14 protein-coding genes and 1 pseudogene are annotated in these 20,207 nt (G+C 65.4%); 8 read left to right on the top strand and 7 right to left on the bottom strand.

Translation table 11 applies throughout. The features are described from left to right. Positions 1–46 precede the first annotated feature (46 nt). On the bottom strand, positions 47–1,018 hold the full coding sequence (locus tag NED97_RS16420; RefSeq protein WP_252488096.1) for a quinone oxidoreductase family protein: 972 nt from the start codon (positions 1,016–1,018) through the stop codon (positions 47–49). A gap of 192 nt (positions 1,019–1,210) precedes the next feature. On the opposite strand from NED97_RS16420, the gene proS reads away from it, so the two are divergent. Both proS and gltB read left to right on the top strand, forming a co-directional pair. Beyond that, positions 1,211–2,692, top strand: a complete 1,482-nt coding sequence (proS, locus tag NED97_RS16415) for a proline--tRNA ligase (protein WP_252488095.1) — start codon at positions 1,211–1,213, stop codon at positions 2,690–2,692. A 400-nt stretch (positions 2,693–3,092) separates the two neighbouring features. Beyond that, on the top strand, positions 3,093–7,640 hold the full coding sequence (gltB, locus tag NED97_RS16410; RefSeq protein WP_252488094.1) for a glutamate synthase large subunit: 4,548 nt from the start codon (positions 3,093–3,095) through the stop codon (positions 7,638–7,640). A 64-nt stretch (positions 7,641–7,704) separates the two neighbouring features. Here the strand turns inward: gltB and NED97_RS16405 are convergent, their stop codons facing one another. From NED97_RS16405 to NED97_RS16395, 3 genes and pseudogenes are all read right to left on the bottom strand, one after another. Beyond that, the gene (locus NED97_RS16405; protein ID WP_252488093.1) at positions 7,705–8,409 is read right to left on the bottom strand and encodes a hypothetical protein; all 705 of its coding nucleotides are present in this window, start codon (positions 8,407–8,409) and stop codon (positions 7,705–7,707) included. A 71-nt stretch (positions 8,410–8,480) separates the two neighbouring features. Next, on the bottom strand, positions 8,481–9,077 hold the full coding sequence (locus NED97_RS16400; RefSeq protein WP_252488092.1) for a peroxidase-related enzyme: 597 nt from the start codon (positions 9,075–9,077) through the stop codon (positions 8,481–8,483). A 42-nt stretch (positions 9,078–9,119) separates the two neighbouring features. Continuing rightward, a pseudogene (locus tag NED97_RS16395) lies at positions 9,120–9,563 on the bottom strand (GIY-YIG nuclease family protein). A gap of 121 nt (positions 9,564–9,684) precedes the next feature. Here NED97_RS16395 and NED97_RS16390 point away from each other — a divergent pair. Together NED97_RS16390 and NED97_RS16385 are read left to right on the top strand one after the other, a co-directional pair. Beyond that, entirely contained in the window at positions 9,685–10,674 is a 990-nt protein-coding gene (locus tag NED97_RS16390) for an NAD-dependent epimerase/dehydratase family protein (RefSeq protein WP_252488091.1), read from the top strand. 104 nt (positions 10,675–10,778) lie between these two features. Next, complete coding sequence (locus tag NED97_RS16385) at positions 10,779–11,840, top strand: NAD(P)-dependent glycerol-1-phosphate dehydrogenase (protein WP_252488090.1); 1,062 nt, start codon at positions 10,779–10,781, stop codon at positions 11,838–11,840. Between the two features lie 61 nt (positions 11,841–11,901). On the opposite strand, the gene NED97_RS16380 is transcribed toward NED97_RS16385, so the two are convergent. From NED97_RS16380 to NED97_RS16370, 3 genes are all read right to left on the bottom strand, one after another. Beyond that, positions 11,902–12,750, bottom strand: a complete 849-nt coding sequence (locus NED97_RS16380) for an ABC transporter permease subunit (RefSeq protein ID WP_252488089.1) — start codon at positions 12,748–12,750, stop codon at positions 11,902–11,904. Continuing rightward, complete coding sequence (locus NED97_RS16375; RefSeq protein ID WP_252488088.1) at positions 12,747–13,694, bottom strand: ABC transporter ATP-binding protein; 948 nt, start codon at positions 13,692–13,694, stop codon at positions 12,747–12,749. The genes NED97_RS16380 and NED97_RS16375 overlap by 4 nt, the downstream gene beginning before the upstream one ends. A gap of 114 nt (positions 13,695–13,808) precedes the next feature. Then, positions 13,809–15,623, bottom strand: a complete 1,815-nt coding sequence (locus NED97_RS16370; RefSeq protein ID WP_252488087.1) for a S9 family peptidase — start codon at positions 15,621–15,623, stop codon at positions 13,809–13,811. Between the two features lie 234 nt (positions 15,624–15,857). On the opposite strand from NED97_RS16370, the gene NED97_RS16365 reads away from it, so the two are divergent. From NED97_RS16365 to yqeC, 4 genes are all read left to right on the top strand, one after another. Further along, positions 15,858–16,475: a hypothetical protein gene (locus tag NED97_RS16365; protein WP_252488086.1), complete on the top strand. Its 618-nt coding sequence runs from the start codon at positions 15,858–15,860 to the stop codon at positions 16,473–16,475. Positions 16,476–16,593: 118 nt separating this feature from the next. Beyond that, positions 16,594–17,655 (top strand): glycosyltransferase family 4 protein, encoded by a 1,062-nt coding sequence (locus NED97_RS16360; RefSeq protein ID WP_252488085.1) that lies wholly within the window; start codon positions 16,594–16,596, stop codon positions 17,653–17,655. A gap of 394 nt (positions 17,656–18,049) precedes the next feature. After that, positions 18,050–19,012: a S8 family peptidase gene (locus NED97_RS16355; protein ID WP_252488084.1), complete on the top strand. Its 963-nt coding sequence runs from the start codon at positions 18,050–18,052 to the stop codon at positions 19,010–19,012. Between the two features lie 382 nt (positions 19,013–19,394). Beyond that, the gene (yqeC, locus tag NED97_RS16350) at positions 19,395–20,123 is read left to right on the top strand and encodes a selenium cofactor biosynthesis protein YqeC (RefSeq protein WP_252488083.1); all 729 of its coding nucleotides are present in this window, start codon (positions 19,395–19,397) and stop codon (positions 20,121–20,123) included. Positions 20,124–20,207 lie beyond the last annotated feature (84 nt).

The following is a 20,207-nucleotide window of genomic DNA, read 5'->3' as shown; positions in this document are numbered from 1 at the left end:
GGTCGGTGCAGTACCGGCTGCGTAACCGAACTTCCGTCCGGTCAGATCACGGCTTCAACAGCACTTTTCCGGAGCTCTTGCGATCCTCGATGTACCGGTGAGCCTCGGCCGCGTCCTCGAGCGCGAACGACTCGCCGATTATCACCTCGAGGTCGCCGCTCGTCAGCCCCTGCGTGAGTTCGGGGACGGCCTTCGCGATCTTGCCCGGATCGTGGTAGGAGGCCCGGCCGAGGTGGAATCCCTTCACGGTCTTGTTCTCGAAGAGCAGCCGCCTGTTCTCGGCGCTGGCGGGAACGCCGCTCGCGACGCCGTAGGTGACCATCCGCCCGAAGTGGGTCATCGCGTCGAGGCTCCGTTCGAAGACGTCGTCGCCGACGCTCTCTAAGACGAGGTCGACGCCCTCGCCGTCGGTTTCCCGATTGACGACGTCCCGAAAATCCGTCTCAGTGTAGTTGATCGGGTGATCGCAGCCGAGGTCGGCGGCGAGCTCGAGCTTTTCTTCGGTGCTCGCGGTGCCGAACACCTCCGCGCCGGCGTTCGAGGCCAGCTGGACGGCAGCCGTGCCGACGCCGCCCGCGGCGGCCTGGATCAGTACGGTCTCGCCCTCCTCGAGTCCGGCCCACTCGAACAGGCAGCTGTGGGCGGTGAGGTACTGGACGGGGAAGCCGGCGGCCTCCTCGAAGCCCATCCCCTCCGGGATCGGAAAGAGCATCCGGGCGTTCGCGGTGGCGTACTCCGCGTAACCACCGCGGTCGAGCATTCCGACGACGCGGTCGCCCTCGTCGAGGCCGACGCCTTCGCCGGTCGCGTCGATCGTTCCCGCGGCCTCCATGCCGGGGGCGTACGGCGCCTCCGGACCGCCCGGGTAGAGACCCCGGCGTTGCATGATGTCCGCGAAGTTGATGCCCGCGGCTTCGACCTCGAGACGGACCTCGCCGGCGTCCGGTTCCGGCGCGTCGCGGTCGACGACCTCGAGCGTCTCGGCGTCACCGTACTCCGTTATCTCGATTGCCCTCATAGAACACCGGTTGTAACCCGTGTGCATAAAGATTCGACAACTGGAAACCCTCAGCTGAGAGTTTCTCCGACTCGACGGAGCGGCCGTCCGATCACGAAACCGGGAGGAAGCCGAAATCTCGATCCTCGGACAGCGACGACGCGCTCGCACACCTTCGCATGGTTTAAGACCGCGCTGACTGATTTTCGAGGCATGAGCGACGAGAGTCAAGAGCTCGGGATCACCGAGTCGAAATCGCACAAACCCGGCGAGTGGTACGCCGAGGTCGTCCAGAAGGCGAATCTCGCGGACTACGCGCCGATGGGCGGGTTCATCGTCACGAAGCCTCGCGGCTACGCGCTGTGGGAATCGCTCCAGGACACGCTCGACGGCTGGTTCAAGGAAACCGACGTCGACAACGTCTACTTCCCGATGTTCATCCCGGAGAGTTACCTCGAGCGCGAGAAGGACATCGTCGAGGGGTTCGACCCCGAGGTCGCGTGGGTGACCCACGGCGGCCACGAGGAACTCGAGGAGCGACTGGCCGTGCGCCCGACCAGCGAGTCGATCATCGCACCCTTCATGGCCGACTGGACGCGCAGCCACCGTGATCTCCCGCTGCGACTGAACCAGTGGTGTTCGGTCGTCCGATGGGAGGCGACGGAGACGAAGCCGTTCTTCCGCACGAAGGAGTTCATGTGGCAGGAGGGACACACCGCCCACGCGACCGACGAGGGCGCCTGGGAGGAGGTCTGGACCCGTCTGGGCCAGTACGAGCGCGTCTTCGAGGAACACCTCGCGATTCCCGTCCTCCGCGGGAAGAAGCCCGACCACGACAAGTTCCCCGGCGCCGATACGACGACGACCGTCGAGGCGCTGATGCCCGACGGGAAGTCCGTCCAGGGAGCGACGAGCCACCACCTCGGTCAGAGCTTCGCCGAGGCGTTCGACATCACCTTCGCCGACGAGGACGAGGAGGAACAGACCGCCTACACGACCTCCTGGGGGCTCTCCTGGCGCGCACTCGGCGCGCTCATCATGACCCACTCGGACGACCAGGGACTCGTGCTCCCGCCGACGATCGCGCCCACCCAGGTCGTCGTCGTCCCCATCTGGCAGGCCGATACGCAGGAGAAGGTTCTCGACTACTCCGAGAAGATCGCCGGCGAACTCGAGGCGGCCGGCTTCCGCGTCGAACTCGACGACCGCGACGAGCGCAACCCCGGTTTCAAGTTCAACGAACACGAACTCAACGGGATTCCGCTGCGCCTCGAGATCGGCCCGAACGAGGTCGACGACGAGGAGGTTACGCTCGTCCACCGTCCCGACAACGAGGATACCGTTGCCGACCGCGAGGGAATCGTCGACACCGTCGACGAACACCTCGACGCGATCTTCGACAAGCTGTACGAAACGGCCGAGGAGAACCTCGAGGAGAACGTTCGCGAAGCGCACAGCCCGGAGGACATCCTCGGCACGATCGGCAAGCACGGCGGCTACGTGAAGACGCCGTGGTGTGGCGACCAGGCCTGCGAGGAGGCCATCAAGGAGAAGATCGCCGCCGAGATCGTCATGCAGCCGCTCGAGGAGCAGGGTGGCTCGACCGCGGGCGAAGTCGTCGAACCCGACCGCGACGAGTGTGGCGTCTGCGGGGAGCCGGCCGACGAAATCGCGTACTTCGCGAAGTCCTACTGACTCTCCCTTCCTTTCTGCGCTCGGCCGTCGGTGTGCGAACTGCAGCCGGATCGCACGTCAGACAGTCTCAATCAGTACCTAACTCTTTAACCGAAGATTGCTTATCGCGAGAGAACGATATACCAGTGTGGTGTTCACTCTGGTGGGTGAACACTACGTGCCTCTGACACCTTTCCTGGGAAACCGATTACGAGTTAGCGAGTAGCGCCGTAAGGGCCGGATCTCACTACCGAGGTTGATATCTCATCCGATACTGTTCGATTTCTAACTAGCGTCTGACGGCATCCTCTCCCTATGAATAATAGTTTTAGATAAACACCTTAATCACATCTATATGTGTATATAATACACTTAGCCATTATGGGGTAGCCTCTTATGATTGTTCCCGCAAACCGGTGGTATGTCACAGCCACACGTGTCATCCACCGATCATTCGCGGGGACTCGCCGACCCCGCGGACGAACGGTCGAACTGCGGTGTCGGTGTCGTCATGGACCTCGATGGGGATGGAGGTCACGACGTCGTCGCCGACGGACTCGAACTACTCGTCAATCTCGAACATCGCGGAACGACCGGTGCGGAGAAGAACACCGGCGACGGCGCCGGCATCATGCTCCAGACGCCCGATGCGTTCTTCGCTGACGTTCTCGAGACCGATCTTCCGGGCCCCTACGCGGTCGGCTCGCTCTTTTTGCCGACCGACGACGAGGCTCGCGAGGCGCTCACTACGGTCGTCGAGGACGTCCTCGCGAAGTACGAACTCGAGGTCCTCGAGTGGCGCGACGTCCCGACGAACAACACCGATCTCGGGCAGACCGCGCTCGATTCGGAACCCGACGTCTGGCAGGTCGCCGTCGCACCGGAAGACGATCTCTCCGGAGAGGCGTTCGACCGACGCCTCTACGTCGCCCGGCGCGCGATCGAGAACGCAATCGAAGACCGGGATCTCGACGGGACGGACCGCTTTTACATCTGCTCGCTCGACTCGAAGACGATCGTCTACAAGGGACTGCTGAAGGGCGAACAGGTCGCCGCCTACTACCCGGACCTGACCGACTCCCGTCTCGAGTCTACGTTCGCGATGGTTCACGAGCGCTTCTCGACGAACACGCTCGGCGCCTGGCACCTCGCCCACCCCTACCGCAACATCATCCACAACGGCGAGTTCAACACGATCCGGGGCAACATCAACTGGATGCGCGCCCGCGAGACCGACCTCGAGAGCGACGTCTTGGAGGATCTCGAGGCCGTCAAGCCGATAATCGACGACCCGGATCAGTCGGACACCGCGAGCGTCGACAACGCGCTCGAGTTGCTGATGCAGGACGGACGCGACTTAGAGCACGCGCTGCGGATGCTCGTCCCCGAGGCCTGGCGCGGCGACGAGGGGATGGACCAGGACCGCAAGGACTGGTACGACTTCCACGCCTCGCTGGTCGAGCCGTGGGACGGCCCCGCGCTCGTCGCGGCGACCGACGGCGAACGCGTCGGTGCCGTCCTCGATCGCAACGGCCTCCGTCCGTGCCGGTACGACGTCACGACGGACAACCGGCTGATCGTGGCCAGCGAGGCCGGCGCGCTCGAAACCGATCCCGAGGAGATCGACGAGCGCGGCCGCCTCCAGCCCGGACAGCTCTTCCTCGCCGACCCGAACGAGGGCCGCGTCATCCCGGACGACGAGGTCTTCGACGACCTCACCGGCGACCGCTACGGCGAGTGGGTCGACGAGGCGCAGGTCCACCTCGACGACGTCGTCACCACGACCGACAGTTCGCCCCGAGACGCCGTTTCGGCGCTTCGCGACCAGCAGGCCGCCTTCGGCTACACGCACGACGAACTCGAGAACCTGATCGAGCCGATGACCCAGAAGGGGAAGGACCCGGTCGGCTCGATGGGCGACGACACGCCGCTGTCGGTCCTGACGGAGTTCAACCGTCCGCTGTTTTCCTACTTCAAGCAGCTGTTCGCGCAGGTCACCAACCCGCCGCTGGACTACATCCGCGAGGAGCTGGTCACCTCGATGGAGAGCCGCCTCGGCTACCAGCGCAATCTGCTCGACGAATCGCCCGACCACGCCCGCCAGCTCGTCCTCGACTCGCCGATCCTCACGGACGCCGAACTCGCGTCGATCCGCGACTGTTCGGCCAACGACATCACCGCGGCGACGGTCGACATCACCTACGAGCCGACGAGCGACGAGTCGGGTGCCGCCCTCGAGGCGGCGATCGAACGCGTCCGCGAGGACGCCGTCGAGGCTATCGAAGCGGGCCACGACGTCCTGATCCTCTCCGACCGAGGCGTCGACGCGGACCGCGCGGCGATACCGAGCCTGCTCGCGACCGGCGGCGTTCACCACCACCTCGTTCGCAACGGGCTGCGCAATCACGTCGGCCTCGTCGTCGAGTCCGCCGATCCGCGCACGGTCCACCACTTCGCGACGCTCGTCGGCTACGGCGCGGGTGCGGTCAACCCGTACCTGGCCTACCAGACGATCGAGGACATCACCGCCGGCCCCGACGGCGCCGAGACCGAGGTCGCCATCGACGCCTACGTCGGCGCGGTCGAAGACGGACTGCTGAAGATCATGGCCAAGATGGGGATTTCGACGGTCGAGAGCTACCAGGGCGCCCAGATCTTCGAGGCGGTCGGCCTCGACTCCGACGTCGTCGAGGAGTACTTCGAGGGCACCGAGAACCGAACAGAGGGGATCGGCCTCGCGGAGCTCGAAGACGACGTCCGCGAGCGTCACGCGGCCGCCTTCGGCGAGGACGACTCGAAACTCGACCGCCACGGCGAGTTCGAACACCGCTCGAGCGGCGTCCACCACCAGTGGAACCCCGACACGGTCGGCGCGCTCCAGCAGTCAGTTCGGGCGAACGACTACGAGCGCTACCAGGAGTTCGCCGAACAGATCAACGACCAGCAGCAGAACCTCCAGACTCTGCGCGGACTCCTCGAGTTCGAGGCTGATCGGGAGTCGATTCCGATCGAAGAGGTCGAGCCGGTCACGGACATCGTCGAGCGGTTCTCGACGGCCGCGATGAGTCTCGGATCGCTCTCGCCGGAGGCCCACGAGAACAACTCGATCGCGATGAACCGCATCGGCGGCAAGTCCAATTCGGGCGAGGGCGGCGAACCGCCGGAACGGTTCAACACCGAACGCGAGTGTAACGTCAAGCAGGTGGCGTCGGGCCGCTTCGGCGTCACCTCGACGTACCTCTCTAACGCCGACGAGCTCCAGATCAAGATGGCCCAGGGCTCGAAGCCCGGCGAGGGCGGTCACCTCCCCGGCCAGAAGGTCAACGAGATGATCGCCCACGTCCGCAAGTCCACGCCCGGCGTGGGGCTCATCTCGCCGCCGCCGCTGCACGACATCTACTCGATCGAGGACCTCAAACAGCTGATCTTCGATCTGAAGACGGCCAACGAGAGCGCCGACATCAACGTCAAGCTCGTCAGCGAGGCGGGTATCGGCACCATCGCGGCGGGCGTCGCGAAGGCCAACGCCGACGTGGTCCACATTTCGGGCCACTCCGGCGGCACCGGCGCCTCGCCGCGAACCTCGATCAAGAGCGCCGGCCTCCCGTGGGAGCTCGGCCTCGCCGAAGCCAACCAGATGCTCTGCCGGACCGGCCTGCGCGACCGCATCCGCGTCTCCGCGGACGGCGGCATGAAGACCGGTCGCGACGTCGCCGTCGCTGCGCTGCTCGGCGCCGAGGAGTACATCTTCGGCACCGCCTCGCTGGTCACCTCGGGCTGCGTGATGGCCCGACAGTGTCACAAGAACACCTGTCCGGTCGGCGTCGCCACCCAGCGCGAGGACCTGCGCAAGCGCTTCCCCGGCGAGCCCGAACACGTCATCAACTACATGACGTTTATCGCCCAGGAGCTGCGCGAGATCATGGCCGAACTCGGCTTCGAGACCGTCGACGAGATGATCGGCCGCGTCGACGTCCTCGAGCAGCGCACGGACGTCGATCACCCGAAGGCGCGTAACGTCGACCTCTCGGCGATGCTCGCCGATCCCGGCGGCGAGGTTCGTCGGAAGATCCGCGAGCAGGACCACGAACTCGAGGACCACCTCGACCGCGACCTCATCGACGCCGCGGCGTGCGCGATCGAAGACCAGGAGCCGGTCTCGCTCGCAGCGGACGTGACGAACGTCGACCGGACCGTCGGCGCGATGCTCTCGAACCGCATCACGGATCGTTACGGCGAGCCCGGGCTGCCCGAGGATACCATTACCGTGGACCTCGAGGGCACCGCCGGCCAGAGCTTCGGCGCGTTCCTCGCCAGCGGCGTTTCGCTCCACCTCGATGGTAGCTCCAACGACTACGTCGGCAAGGGGCTCTCCGGCGGCAAGATCACGGTCCGGACCCCGGAGACCGCGAGCTACGATCCGACCGAGAACGTCTCGATCGGCAACGTCGCGCTCTACGGCGCGACCGACGGCCAGTGTTACGTCAACGGCGTCGCCGGCGAGCGCTTCGCCGTCCGAAACTCCGGCGCCAAAGCCGTCGTCGAGGGCGTCGGCGATCACGGCTGCGAGTACATGACCGGCGGCGTCGTCGCCGTGCTCGGGGAGACGGGGAAGAACTTCGCTGCGGGGATGTCCGGCGGCGTCGCCTACGTCTACGATCCCGACGAGGACTTCGCCGACCGGGCTAACACCGGAATGGTCTCGCTCCACGACGACCTCGAGGACGCCGACGTGGAGATGCTGCGTCGCCTCGTCGAGAACCACGTCGCCTACACGGGTTCCGAGCGCGGCCGGGAACTGCTCGAGAACTGGGAGCGCGCGCTCGAGTCGTTCGTGAAGGTGATGCCCGAGGCGTACCACCAAGCGATCACCGAGCAGGGCAGCGACGACGTTCGCAGCGAACTGCCGGGGACGCCCGAGACGCCCGCCGACGCCGAGTCGGCCGGGTTCGCCGCGAGCGACGACTGACGGACGACTCCGTCTTTCAGCCCCCCTTCTCGAGCACTCTATTGCCCGCAGAGCGCTGCGCCCATCACGGCGAGCGAGTCCACTGCGACGAGCAGGGTTCGTAGTCGTAGACCATTATCTCGGGCGAAATCGAGATTTCGTCGTCGGTGATCCGTACGAAGAGTCCGTCCGCTACTTCGTGTCTGGGCGGCGAAACCTCCCACGACTTCGTTTCCCGCCGTCCGTCCTCGAGTTCGATCTCGACGTCGTAGTCGCCGAACGCCTTCACTGTGGAAAGGCGTTCTCGATCGTCGGGCTCGACAGGCGCAACCTCGTCGACGAGGAGTTCGCCCTCCGTGCCGTCTGCGACCGTCACCGTCACCGTGATCGATTCGTCGGTATCGTTCGAAATGGAGACGTCTCGCGGCGAGGAGAACGCCGTCTGTCGTTCGAACGAGAGTCGGTGCCTCTCGCCGTCGCGCTCGACCTCGTGTTCGTACGAATCGCCGTCCTTCCAGAGGGGCGTGCTGTCGTTCACGGCCTGATCGTACGGGAGCCCGCCGTCGGTTTCGTACGCGCCGTCTTCGAACGCGGCGTCGACCTCGGCCGCGAGATCGTCGGGAAGTTCGTCGTAATCGACGAACGGCGCGACACACTCAGCGTACTCGACGTTGTCATCGTCCGACCCCGCTTCGGGGCTGCCGGATTCTCTCGAAACCGTATCGAGACACCCGCCGGCAACGGCGCTCGCGGCCGCCGAAGCGAGAAGCGTCCGTCGATTCTCATCCATGGTCGATCCAGCGGGCGATCGGGTAAGTCCTTTCAGAAGGGTGAAACGCGCGTTTGAGCCTCTCGCGTTCGTCAGTCGCGACCTAGCGTATGGAACTCGTCGTTCGGCCGCATGCCGGCGAACATCGCCAGCCGGTTGCTCAGGTTGTAGAACGCGGTGACGGAGGCGATGTCCCAGAGTGCCTCCTCGCTGAAGCCGGCCTCGCGCAGCGCCTCGAGGTCCTCATCCTCGACCTCGGTCGGCCGTTCGGTGAGTTTCACGGCGACATCGAGCATCGTCCGGTGGGCGTCGTTGATGTCCGCCGTCCGGTAGTTGGCGACCAGCTGGTCTGCCAGCAGCGGATCGTCGGCGTAAATCCGCACGAGCGCGCCGTGGGCCACGTTGCAGTAGTAGCAGTGGTTGACGCCCGACACCGCGACGACGATCATCTCGATCTCCTCGCGCTCGAGGGCGGTGTCTTCGACGAGGGCGTCGTGGTACTCGAAGAACGCCCGGAAGTGCGAGGGCTTGTACGACAGCGCCGAGAACACGTTCGGGGTAAAGCCGGCGCGTTCGGTTTCCTCGGCGATTCGTTCCCGAAGATCCTCCGGCAGGTCCTCGAAATCGGGAACGGGGAATCGATCCATCGCGTCGGCTTCGAGTTCGGGGTCGGGTCCGGAGTCGGACATACCCGCGACTTCGAAGTCGATCGATATAATTCGCGGTGCCGTTCACCCCAGTTCGTTCTCGGTCTCGAGGACGCCGGCGGCGCCCTCGGCCGCCTCGAGCAGTGTCTCGAGGCCGGGCGTCTCGAGCAGGTGGGCCGCACAGTCGCAGTCAGAGGCCCCGAAGTCGGGAACCGCCTTCCCGGGGACGCACTCGCGAGTTCGCACTCCCGGTCGGCGTCGGGGAACCGTGCGGTCGCCGCGAGGCTCGTCGCCTCGTGGCAGAGCAGGTAGTCGACGTGCCAGTGACGCACCTCGCGTTCCCCTCGAGCCAGTTCGCGATGGCGGTCTCGCGAGCAGCGCGAGTGAGACCTCGTCGGAGCACTCCGACGGCGGTCGAGCCGAGCGAAACCGCCGGGCCCGAACGCGCTGCCGACGCAAGCGTGCGTTTCGGCCGCGAACTCGATCTCCCCGATCGACGCCGATCGCGAGGACGTAGGTGCCGCCCATACCCGATCTCGTCTCCCGCCGGCCAAAACGCCGCCGACTCGAGTGCCACGCCCCAGCCGCGACGTCTCGCTCGAACCGTCGGCTTCGCTACCGTTTTCCGTTCCAGCGACGACGACGGCACATGGACGACGCACTCGTCATCGGCGGCACGCGCTTCATCGGTCGCCACCTCGTCGAGGAGTTACTCGAATACGGCTACGACGTGACGATCTTCAACCGCGGGAACCACGAGAACCCCTTCGCCGACGACGATCGGGTTCGGCGGATCGAAGGCGACCGGACGAACGACTCGGCGCTCGAGGCGGCCGCGAGCGAGGCTGACCCCGACGCCGTCTTCGACTGCGTCGCCTACTACCCGAAGGACGTCCAGGCGGCAACCCGGATCTTCGACGACTGCGAGGCGTACGTCTACATTTCGAGCGGTGCCGCCTACGCGAACGAGGAGATCCCCAAGCGAGAGGGAGAGACGCCGCTCGAGAGCTATACCACGGAACAGGCGGTCGACGACTCCGGCGAAACCTACGGCCCGCGCAAGGCCGAGGGTGACCGGGCCGTCTTCGCCGCCGCGGAGCGGGGCGTCAACGCCATGGCGGTGCGTCCGTGCATCGTCTACGGCCCCCGCGACTACACCGAGCGGCTGGACTTCTGGATCGACCGCGTGAACCGCTTCGACCGCGTCGTGGTTCCCGGCGACGGGACGAACGTCTGGCACCGCGCGTACGTCGAGGACGTCGCCAGCGCGCTCCGGATCGTCGCCGAGCGAGGCAACGCCGGCGAGGCCTACAACGTCGGTGATCGTCGACTGGTTACGCTCGAGGAGATGGTCGACGTCATTGCTGCCGAACTCGACACGACGGTCGACGTCGTCACCGCCGGGCCCCGCGAACTCGAGGCCGGCGAGATCGAACCCGACGACTACGTCCTCTACCGGGAGTACCCTCACGTCCTCTCGACCGCGAAGCTCGCCGACCTCGGGTGGGAGTCGACGCCGCTCGAGGAGGCGATGGCGCGCTCGGTCGCGGACTTCCTCGAGAGCGACCGCGACGGCAGCGACTACGACCCCGGACGGGAGAACGAAGAGCGCGTGCTCGGGATTCTGGACACGTTCTGAAGCTCGAGTCGACGACGAAGGTGGCGTTGCTGACCTGCTGTCCGACCGTCCGATCGTATCGCCGAGCAACAACACGTATATTTCGTTGGTGAGTCAGCTACCGTATGTTCGAGAAGTCGACGTGGATTCGACTCCCGCGGAACGTGATCGTCGGACACGACGTGCTGTCGAACGTCGTCGACGTCGTCGACGAACTCCACCTTCAGGGGACGCCGCTGTTCGTGACCAGTCCGACACCGCGCCGCGTCGCCGCCGATCCGATCGCGGCCGATTTCGAGGCCGTCGGCATCGAACCGGCGATCGTCACGATCGAGTCGGCGACGTTCGACGCGGTCGAGCGAGTGATCGAAACCGCCGAGGCCGAGGATCCGTCCTACCTCGTCGGCGTCGGCGGCGGCAAGGCGATCGACATCGCGAAGATGGCCAGCGACCACCTCGATATGGGCTTTCTCTCGGTGCCGACGGCGGCCAGCCACGACGGCATCGTCAGCAACCGCGGCTCGGTTCCGGACGGCGATACGCGCCACAGCGTCGCGGCCGAACCGCCGCTCGCGGTCGTCGCCGACACCGGGGTCCTGGCCGAAGCGCCCTGGGAGCTGACGACGGCCGGCTGTGCGGACATCATCTCGAACTACACCGCGGTGATGGACTGGCGGCTCGCGAAGCGGCTCAAGGACGTCGAGTACTCCGAGTACTCGGCCGCGCTCTCGGAGATGACCGCCGAGATCCTCGTCGACAACGCCGACCTCGTCCGGCCGGGACTCGAGGAGTCGGCCTGGATCGTCACCAAGGCGCTGGTCTCCTCGGGCGTCGCGATGAGCATCGCCGGCTCCTCGCGACCGGCGAGCGGGGCCGAACACCTCTTCTCCCATCAGCTCGATCGACTGGAGCCCGGGACTGCCCTGCACGGCCATCAGGTCGGCGTCGGCTCGATCATGACCGCCTACCTCCACGGTGGAGAACGCGGCATCTGGCGGGACATCCGGGACGCCCTCGCGAGTATCGACGCGCCGACGACCGCGGCCGAACTCGGCATCGACGACGAAACCGTGATCGAGGCGCTGACGACCTGCCACGCGATCCGCGACCGCTACACGATCCTCGGCGACGGGATGAACGAGCGGGCCGCTCGAGAGGTCGCGACGAAGACGGGCGTCATCGACTGAGCGAGGAGAGACGGCTGGGAATCAGCCTTCCGTAGTTCCCGCGTGGATCGTACCGACCGTCTCAGCCGAGGTCCGCGCGCTCGAGGCGCCATCGACCGATCGCGAGCGGCAGGACGACCCAGCCCAGCAGGATGACCAGCATGAACCAGTCCTGGACGTAGAACGGATCGCCGACGCCGGTGCCGGCACCGGCGGCATGGAGCGGCCCGAAGTCCTCCGGGAAGACCAGTCCCATCCCGTTGAGGTAGGCCCCGGTCGGGCTCAGGCTGAAGACGAACTCGAGGAGGGTCTCGGTGTAGTCGACCCCGAGACGGTCGAAGACGAACTCGATCATCCGGACGGGACCGACCGGCAGGAAGTTCCAGACCAGGTTGAAGACGAAGAAAAAGCCGATGGCGCCGGCCATCGCCCGCGATCGACTCGCCGTCGCCGCCGAGATGCCGACGGCGATACAGACGTACGCCAGCGCGTACAGGAGCGTCAGTCCGGTAAAGGCCGCGTACTCGCCGTACTCGAGGCTCATGTCGGGGACCAGCACCCAGGCGGCGACGATCCCGACGGCGAACGCGACGAGGAGCGCGGTGGTGACGACGGCCGATCGAGCCAGCAGCTTCCCTAACACGACGTCGGTCCGGGAGACGGGCAGACTCAGCTGGTACTTGACGCTGCCCGACTCGCGTTCGCCCGCGATCGAGAGATACGCCGCGACCAGGGCGACGAGCGGAATCACGAGCGCGCCGCCGAGGCCGGCCAGGTTCCACAGCACCCAGTAGAACTCCGGCTCGGAACTGTTGCTCTGGCCCCAATAAAAGAGGAGCATGAAGAGGACGTAGAGCGCGGCGGGCGCCCAGACGAGTTTTGCCCGGCGGACGTCGAGGAAGTCCCGCTTCGCGACCGAGACGACGTTCACGCGATCACCTCCGGGACGACGGTTTCGTCGGTCCCGGTCCCACTCGACGCCCCAGTGTACCGGTTGAACAGTTGCTCGAGCGACGTGTCCGCCGAGAGGATATCCGTGACGGTCGCCCGCTCGTCGAGGTAGCGGACGACGTCGACTTTCACGCTCGAGTCCGTGCAGGCCGCGGTAACGACGTTCCCCTCGACCGTGACCTGCTGGACGCCGCCGATCGACGCCACGTCGAGGTCGTCCGGAACCGTCGCGAGTTCGACGTCGATCGTAGCGCTTCCAGCGGATTCGTCCCGAAGACTCTCGATCGTGTCGAGGGCGACGAGTTCTCCCTCGTTCATGATGCCGACGCGGTCACAGACCGCCTCGACCTCCGAGAGGATGTGACTCGAAAAGAACACCGTCGTGCCCGACGCCGCCTCCTCGCGGAGGAGTTCGCGCATGTCCTGGATCCCGGTCGGGTCCAGTCCGGAGGAGGGTTCGTCCAGAATCAGCAGGTCGGGGTCGCCGACCAGGGCCATCCCGAGCCCTAGCCGCTGGCGCATTCCCTTCGAGTAGCCGCCCGCCGTTCGTTCGGCGTCCTCGAGCAGGTCCACGCGTTCGAGAATTTCGTCGGGCGTGTCGGCGGCGTCTTTCGTCTCGATCACCCACTCGAGGTGTTCGCGAGCCGTGAGCCGTTCGTAGAGGGTCGCCCCCTCGGGGAGAACGCCGATCCGCTCGCGGATGCGTTCGGTCTCGTCGCGAGTGTCGTGACCGAGGACCGTCGCGGTTCCCGACGTCGGTCGGACGAAATCGAGCAACGTGTTGATCGTCGTCGACTTTCCGGCGCCGTTCGGGCCGAGGAAACCGAAAATCTCCCCGCTCTCGACGGTCAGATCGAGATCCGAGACGGCGAGAACGTCCTCGCCGTACCGTTTCGTCAGGGCGGACGTCTCGATGGCAGGCATGTGATCCGATAATGAAAATTCGGCTGTATTATTGTTCCGATAACACTTCCGATCGTGGAAGAAACGGTAGACAGTCCGAACGGTGCGACACGATTCGAAGGTCCGGGCGGGGATTCAGACGTGTTCGTCGAGGAAGTCCGCGATCGCCGAGTAGGCCTCGATGCGGTTCTCGAGCTTCGAGAAGCCGTGGCCCTCGTCCTCGAAAATCAGTTTTCGAACCGACACGCCCTGCGCTTCGGCCTTCTCGGCGATCTGTTCGGCCTCGCCGACGGGAACTCGGGGGTCGTTCTCGCCGTGGAGGACGAACAGCGGCGCCTCGATGTTCCCGATGTTGTTGGTCGGCGAGATATCCTCGAGGAACTCGCGGTCCTCCTCGAGGCTACCGTACTCCGCCTCGCGCAGTTCGCGGCGCCAGTCTCCAGTATTTTCGAGGAACGTGACGAAGTTGGCGATGCCGACGATGTCGACCCCCGCCGCCCAGAGATCGGGGTACTCCGTCAGCGCGGCCAGCACCATGAAGCCGCCGTAGGAGCCGCCCATGGCGGTGATCCGGTCGGGATCGACCGCGGGATGATCTTGGAGCCACTCGACGCAGGCCTCGATGTCCGCGACGGAGTCCATCCGCTTCTCGACGTCGTCGAGGGCGGCGTAGTCGGCACCGTACCCTGCCGAGCCGCGGACGTTCGGTTCGAAGTAGGCGTACCCCCTGTCGAGGAAGTACTGCTTGACGCTCGAGAACGACGGCCGACGCTGGCTCTCGGGGCCGCCGTGGATGTCGACGACGACGGACGTATTTCCGTCTTCGTGGTCGTCCGGCAGGGTAAAGAAGCCGGGCACCTCGAGGTCATCAAAACTCTCGACGTGGACGAGGTCGGATTCGTCGAACGACGCTCGCGGGATGCCCGCCGTCGGGGCGTCGGTCCAGCGCTCGGTCTCGCCGGTCTCGATATCGACCACGAAGACGTTCGTGTTGACCGTATCGCCGGTCGTCGACAGCGCGAAGCGCTCGGCGTCGGGGTCGAAGCTCACGCCGCCGGAGATGCCGCCCGGAAGATCCGGCTCGGGGAACGTCTCGAACTCGGTCGGATCGCCCGCGTCGAACTCGCCGACCGTCAACTCGGTGTAACCCTCGACGTTCTGTGAGTAGACGAACCGGCCAGTCTCGTCGTCCAGCGCGATGCCGTCGACGTTCCACCGTCCGCTGTCGACGACGGGCTCGAGCTCGCCGCTCTCGAGGTCGAGGTAGGCCAGGTAGAGCGTGTCGGCGTCGCCCTCGTCGGTGACCAGGTAGATACTCTCGCCGTCGGGTGCCCAGCTCGCGCTCTGGTAGCGGACGTCGCCCTCGTGGGGCGTGAGGACCTCGAGCTCGCCGCTCTCGAGGTCGAGCACGGAGAGATCCTGGTCGAAGTTGGAGTACGCCTTCGAGACGAGCAGCCGGGAGTCGTCGGGGCTCCAGCCGGAGAGCGAGAGCCAGCCGTCGCCCTCGTGGACGAGCGTCGCCTCCTCACCGGTCTCGTCCCGGTTCTGGACGTAGACGTCGAAGACGGCCTCGTCGCGGCGGTTCGAGGTGAACGCGAATCGCTCGCCGTCGTGGCTCCAGCCGCCCCAGCGGTGTTTCGCGTCGGGCATCGCCGTCAGATTCTCGATCTCGCCCGTTTCGGCGTCGAGACGGTGCAGCTGGGCGCGCTCGTTGCCACCCTCGTCCATTCCGAAGACCAGTTCGGCTCGCTCCGGCGACCAGGAGGCGAAGCTGATCTGCTCGTCGTAGAAGGTTCGCTGCTCGGGCCACTCGCGAGGGTCGGTGACCGTCCAGACCTGCGAAACGCCCGTCGTGTCCATCAGAAACGAGAGTCGCTCGCCCGAGGGACCGAACGAGGCGCCGTAGGCGCTGCGGATATTGAGATAGCGTTCGATGTCGTAGGTTCCCATGCGACAGCCGTACGAACGCGTTCCGGTAGTCGTTTCGGTTCCGACCTACACCGTCCCACCTCCGGAACTGCCCCGTTACTCGCCGCCTACTCGAGGCGCGACTGAGTCACTGGCAGCGATTCGTTCCGGAGCGCGCGCGACCGTCCCGATATCCGGACGCTCAGAGCGATCGATCGCCGTTTCGACGGTTTGGAGCGCTTAACAATCACGGTTCCCTGTATCTATCGTCGTACGATGTCAACCGAGCGAGGACGTGAGCGCAATCCGTCCGACGGCGTCTCGACCGGTGCCGTTCTTGCGACGGCACTGGTCGTCCTCGTCGCCATCGGGATGACCGTCGCCGGCGTCGGTCTCGGCCTCGGCGGGAACGGTTCGGGATCCGGCGGGGCCGTCGACGAACTCCCCGGAGCGGACGAGGACCCGTCCGACGCCGTCTCGATTCCTGACGATGATGACGGCACCGAGACGGACGAGGAAGGAAGCGAATCGGACGACGACGATCCGGACGGAAACGAATCGACGAGCGATGACGACGAGGACGAAAGCGACGACGACGAGGACGAAGATGACGACTCCAGTGGTGATGATGAGGGGTCTGCTGACGAAGACGAGAGCGATGACGAGGACGAAGAGTCTGACGACGAAGAATCTGACGACGAAGACGAGAGCGACGAGGATGACGAGGAGTCCGACGACGAAGATGACGACTCCAGTGACGAGGACGAGGAATCTGACGACGATGAAGACGACGACGAGAGCGATGACGACGATGAAGACGACGACGATGAAGACGACGACGATGACACCGAGGAGGACGACGACTCGAGCGGCTTCTTCGGCGCCGTCGAGTAGCGGTCTCGCCGAATCGGCCGGTGAACCTCTCGAGTAGACCCGTCCAGGCGGTCCGGTTCCGACCGATAACTGGACAAAAGAAGTGACTTTTTATTCTCCCGCTACGTCCCGACGGCATATGCGCGTCGCGTTCGTCTCGGCCGAAACGGTTCACCATCGCGATACCGAGACGAATCGACGCTTCCGAACCGTCGTCGATCTCCTCGAGTCGCGAGGACACGACGTTCACGTGTTCTGCACCCAGTTCTGGCCCGGAGCACGAGCGACGCTCGAGCGCGATGGGATCACGTATCACGGCGTCTCGGTCGGTCTCGAAGCGTATCGATCCTTTCTCCTCCGAGTGCCGTTCGTCCTGGCGAGGGCCCGACCCGACGTGGTCCACGCGAGCGCACGGCCGCCGGGACAGGTCCTCGCGGCCAGCCTGGGCGCGTCGGTCGCCCGTTCTCCGTTCGTCGTCGAGTGGTACGGAGACGACGAAGTCGCCGACGATCGATTGACGCAGTTAGCGGCGGGCCGCCCCGACCGGATCGTCACCCCCTCGGAACTCGTGGGGACGCGGGTGCGCGAACGGGGTGCCGACGGCAGCGCCGTCGACGCCGTGCCGAACCCGATCGATCTCGAGCGGATCGAGTCCGTTCCGCCCGGCGACCCCGTCGACGTGATCTACGCGCGGCGACTCGACGAGGGCGCGAACCTCGAGAGCCTGCTGCTGGCGCTCGCGGAGCTTCGACGGCGCGGCTGGAGGGCGACCGTCGTCGGTGACGGCCCCGAGCGCGACGCCTACGAACGGCTCGCAAGCGATCTCCGGATCGACGATCGGGTCGCGTTCGTCGGCGATCTGTCGCTCGAGGAGCGCATCGCCGCCTACCGCGGCGCCCACGTTTTCGCACAGACGGCCGAGCGCTGCGCTTTTCCGACGGAACTGCTCCGAGGGCTCGCGGCCGGCTGCGTCGGGATCGTCGAGTACCACGCGAACTCCAGCGCCCACGAACTCGTCGAGGGATGGGACCGCGGCTTCCGGACGACCAGCGAGGAGGAACTCACCGACGCCATCCGCGCGGCGGGCGATCTCGAACACCGAACGCTCGAAGAGTCGTTCGCCGACTACGACCGCGACGCAATCGCCTGCCGATACCTCGAGCAGTACCGAACTCTGCGGGACGAACACGGGATGGTGTAGCCGACTGTAGAGTCGCGTTACGTCGTGAGTAAAGTCGACGGTTATTCCACACACTACCGGGTGTGTGGTCACAATGGGAGAAACATTACAATATTAACATATATTCGGACGACAGTTATTTTTTCTAGTTCTAGAAGAAAGTATTAATTACATTCACGTACCACTACCAGTTGCGATGGTAGATAATAACAAACCTGTGTCCGATTCGCATACGAGTCGACGATCGATCCTTCGTGCAACCTCGGGAGCTGTTGCCGGAATTGGACTCACTGGTCTCGCAGCAGCGGATTCGGACGAAACGCTCGAAGTAAACGTCGGGTTCGAAAACGAACGTGGCCGAGATGCTGCAGTAGAGGCTGCCACCGATGTTCGTCGAGAGTTCGCGTTCGACGCGATGACGATCACAGTCCCAGGACGGGCAGTATCGGGGCTCCGACAGAACCCGAACGTGCGGTACGTGGAAGAAAACGGTCGAATGCACGCCCTCGCCCAGGAGACTCCCTGGGGAGTCGAACGAATCGATGCGCCGGAGGCTCACGAGGCCGGTGAAACTGGAGAGGGCGCAGACGTTGCGATCGTCGATACCGGTATCGATTCGACGCACGAAGCCCTCGAGGACGTCCTCGGCGAGGGGCGGGCGTTTACCGAATGCACCGAAAACTGTCGCGGTGGCCCGTTCGGTGGCGGCAACGGCAACGACTGTAACGAAAACTGGGACGACGATAACGACCACGGGACGCACTGTGCGGGGACGGCCGTCGCACCCGACGACGGTGTCGGAGTCGTCGGTGTCGCCACTCAGGCGACGCTCCACGCCGTAAAGGTGCTCGAGTGTGACGGCAGCGGGTCGTTCTCCGATATCGCGGCCGGTATCGAGTATACGGCCGACCAGGGCTGGGACGTCTGTAGCATGAGCCTCGGCGGAAGCCAGTCCGATGCCGTCTCCGATGCGGTCACGTACGCTCACGAACGCGGTGTCTTCCTGGTAGCAGCAGCGGGCAACGACGGTCCGTGTTCGGATTGCGTGGGCTACCCTGCTGCAGAACCGGAAGTGGTCGCTATCAGCGCCACCGATGACGACGACAATCTCGCGGACTTCTCCTCGACCGGCCCGGAGATCGAACTCGCGGCGCCGGGCGAAGACGTGTATTCGACGGTCGCCGGCGGCTACGATACGTTCTCGGGAACGTCGATGGCGTGTCCGCACGTCGCCGGCGCGGCGGGCCACCTCATGTCCAACGGGTACACCCACGAGGAAACGCGTGATCGACTCCGCGAGACGGCCGAGGATATCGGTCTCGAGGACAACGAGCAAGGTCACGGTCTCCTCGACGTTGCCAGTGCTCTAGACGTATAGACACAATACGCCCTCGTTCGTCCAGCCCGGCTTTGTCGCACGCCAACGATGGTGGTTGTGAGGAAACCGCGGATCTCTTCGCCCGCTTCGTAGCAATAGTGATCTCGAGCTTCTATCGCGACCCTCCGGAGCGGTCTCGCTGTCGCGGTGGCGATGACCTGGCGACGACGGTCTCTCGATTCTGTCAGTATCCGGTCCGGCGGTCGTGGTTCGTCCGGTTCCCTGCCGTCTCATCGGTCCACGTTTCCTGCGATCCGCTCCGGTGAGAGCGGCCACCATCGGGCCGGTGCGGACGAGCGTCCGGCGTGATACTGGCCCGGTTTCGGCGCGGAAAGACGCACTTACAAGTGTATCCGGGACCTCCGGTTCGGCAGGTTTCACCGTGGATCTCGTGAAAGCGCTGCACGCGGACGGCAACCTGACCTGCGTCGTCGGAGCCGGCGGCAAGAAATCGACGCTCTACGCGCTCGCCGCCCGCCTCGAGCGCGCGGTCGTGACCGCGACCGTTCGAATTCCGCCCTTCGAGGAGCGAGTGAGTGACGTGACGGTGACGGACCGCCCGCTCGATGCGATCCGATCGACCGACGCGTGGCCGATCGGCGTCGTCGCGGGCCGCGAGGGATCGGACCGCTACCTCGGCTACGATCCCGAGACCGTCGACGACTTCGCGCGAGACCTCGAGGCGGACGTCTCGGTCGTCGTCAAGGCCGACGGCGCGCGGACGCGCTGGTTCAAGGCTCCCGACGAGGACGAACCGCAACTGCCGGCCGCGACCGACGTCGTCGTCCCGATCGCGAGCGCCAAGATCGTCGGCGAGCAACTGGACGAGGAACACGTCCACCGCCCCGAGCGGGTCGCGGCGCTCACCGACCTCGAGCCCGGCGATCGGATCTCGGCGACCGACGTCGCGACGGTCCTGACGAGCGACCGGGGCGGCTGCAAGGACGTTCCCGACAGTGCGGCCGTCGTTCCACTGATAAACATGGTAGATACGCCCGCACTCGAGGAGACGGCCCGCGAGATTGCGGGGGAGATCCGCGACCGGCGAGACGTTTCGCGCGTCGTCCTCACCCGACTGATCGACGACGATCCGGTCGTCGACGTCGTCTGAGCGGTGAGCCCACAGATCACGGCGAGGAACCGTCGTCGTCGTGCGAGAAGCTTTTACTTGTGACTCGCCGTGTACCGACACGGA

Source organism: Natronococcus sp. CG52, assembly GCF_023913515.1.
In the GTDB taxonomy this organism is placed as follows: domain Archaea; phylum Halobacteriota; class Halobacteria; order Halobacteriales; family Natrialbaceae; genus Natronococcus; species Natronococcus zhouii.
Note: the sequence above shows the minus strand (reverse complement) of the source record. Positions and strands in the feature narration are given on the sequence as shown.

What these genes read in the sequence shown, in the direction of transcription:
- NED97_RS16355 (WP_252488084.1), top strand. Translation starts at nt 18,050, where the DNA reads ATGACGATCACAGTCCCAGGACGGGCAGTATCGGGGCTCCGACAGAAC.
- NED97_RS16370 (WP_252488087.1), bottom strand. Translation starts at nt 15,623, where the DNA reads ATGGGAACCTACGACATCGAACGCTATCTCAATATCCGCAGCGCCTAC.
- NED97_RS16385 (WP_252488090.1), top strand. Translation starts at nt 10,779, where the DNA reads ATGTTCGAGAAGTCGACGTGGATTCGACTCCCGCGGAACGTGATCGTC.
- NED97_RS16405 (WP_252488093.1), bottom strand. Translation starts at nt 8,409, where the DNA reads ATGGATGAGAATCGACGGACGCTTCTCGCTTCGGCGGCCGCGAGCGCC.
- NED97_RS16390 (WP_252488091.1), top strand. Translation starts at nt 9,685, where the DNA reads ATGGACGACGCACTCGTCATCGGCGGCACGCGCTTCATCGGTCGCCAC.
- NED97_RS16375 (WP_252488088.1), bottom strand. Translation starts at nt 13,694, where the DNA reads ATGCCTGCCATCGAGACGTCCGCCCTGACGAAACGGTACGGCGAGGAC.
- NED97_RS16400 (WP_252488092.1), bottom strand. Translation starts at nt 9,077, where the DNA reads ATGTCCGACTCCGGACCCGACCCCGAACTCGAAGCCGACGCGATGGAT.
- proS (WP_252488095.1), top strand. Translation starts at nt 1,211, where the DNA reads ATGAGCGACGAGAGTCAAGAGCTCGGGATCACCGAGTCGAAATCGCAC.
- NED97_RS16360 (WP_252488085.1), top strand. Translation starts at nt 16,594, where the DNA reads ATGCGCGTCGCGTTCGTCTCGGCCGAAACGGTTCACCATCGCGATACC.
- NED97_RS16420 (WP_252488096.1), bottom strand. Translation starts at nt 1,018, where the DNA reads ATGAGGGCAATCGAGATAACGGAGTACGGTGACGCCGAGACGCTCGAG.
- NED97_RS16365 (WP_252488086.1), top strand. Translation starts at nt 15,858, where the DNA reads ATGTCAACCGAGCGAGGACGTGAGCGCAATCCGTCCGACGGCGTCTCG.
- gltB (WP_252488094.1), top strand. Translation starts at nt 3,093, where the DNA reads ATGTCACAGCCACACGTGTCATCCACCGATCATTCGCGGGGACTCGCC.